The 1264-nt window shown below is 45.3% G+C and carries 1 protein-coding gene and 1 pseudogene; both read left to right on the top strand.

What is annotated here, in order from left to right; all coding sequences use genetic code 11:
* Window positions 1–485, top strand: a pseudogene (locus HMPREF2794_RS06920) (hypothetical protein); the annotation flags it as partial.
* A gap of 28 nt (window positions 486–513) precedes the next feature.
* Window positions 514–1264 (top strand): AAA family ATPase (locus HMPREF2794_RS06915; RefSeq protein ID WP_070751234.1); only part of this gene is annotated, 751 nt, incomplete at its 3' end.

Here is a 1264-nt window from a genome sequence, read left to right as displayed (position 1 = left end):
TAGTACGCTTTGACCCGGACGATATGAGTCAGGTACTTGTATCGAACGCAAAACGCCTGAAGTCTGGTCGTATAGACAAAGAGATTGGGACATTGCAATATGTACTGCAACGTGACATCAAAGTTCCGATGGCTTTGGCTGATCAGAAACCGGAACATTTTGAATACCGGGCACGTGTCGACAGTTTCAACACTAAAATGGTGGAAACGGTGAAGGAGAAAGTGAAAGAGGTAGACAGGAGAATCACCACCATTTGCCAACGTATCCCCGAAATAGCTGCAGGAACGGTTCTTGACCGCTACCTGATAACTGACAGCTTGGGACAGCACAAGGATGTCCGGTCAAAAATGAGGGATGACGCCACGGACGCGGATTTCATGGAAGTGACCCAACATATCACCCGGCAAAGTGTAGCAATGGCTTCCACCGGAACGAATGATGAAGATTACGATTACAACCCGCTGGACATGAATTTTTCAAGATGATTTAAAAACAATTTAAAAGATATACAACATGGATAATCAAGCATTAAAAACGTACATAGAGAAGTTAATCAATCGCGGATCATCTGCAACGGAGTTGGCGCGGAAGTGTGGAATATCGGATACCGCCATGTCCCAATTCAGAAGCGGCAAGTATGGAGCGAATGAAGATTCCATCGCTGAAAAGATTGCTTCCGGTCTAAATTACTACGAAAACGCCTGGAATGTAGTGGAAAGCGTCACCAGTTACCAGCAGGTACGCACCGCGTTCGTTGCTGCAAAGAAGAATCACAAATGGATGTGTATATCTTCACGCTCCGGCAGTGGAAAAACTCAATCCCTCATAGACCTTTATAACATGAGTGCTGATAATTCAGTTATATATCTGAAATGCCGGAAATGGACAGCACGTAAATTCCTGACCAAATTAGCCACATGCATGGGGGAAACAGTAACGCGCTATATGGATAACGATGAACTTATGGACTTGGTTGTTTCACACGTTAACCGTATGGCTGGAAAATCCCCTTTGTTAATACTTGATGATGCCGGAAAACTGGCGCACAGTGCCCTCTGTACGCTTATACCTCTATATGATGACACTTTACACCGTATGGGTGCTATCGTAGCCGGAACGGAGACTCTTGAGCGCAATATAAAGCGTTATGTCGGTCGTGTAGAAGGATACGACGAAATAGACGGCAGGTTTTGCCGCAACTATATCACGTTGCTAGGAGCTACAAAGAAAGATGTCAAAGCCATTTGCGCGGCAAACGGGATCA

Origin of the sequence: Bacteroides sp. HMSC067B03 (assembly GCF_001811315.1) — a bacterium.
In the GTDB taxonomy this organism is placed as follows: domain Bacteria; phylum Bacteroidota; class Bacteroidia; order Bacteroidales; family Bacteroidaceae; genus Bacteroides; species Bacteroides faecis.
This window is presented reverse-complemented; position numbering and strand designations above follow the sequence as displayed.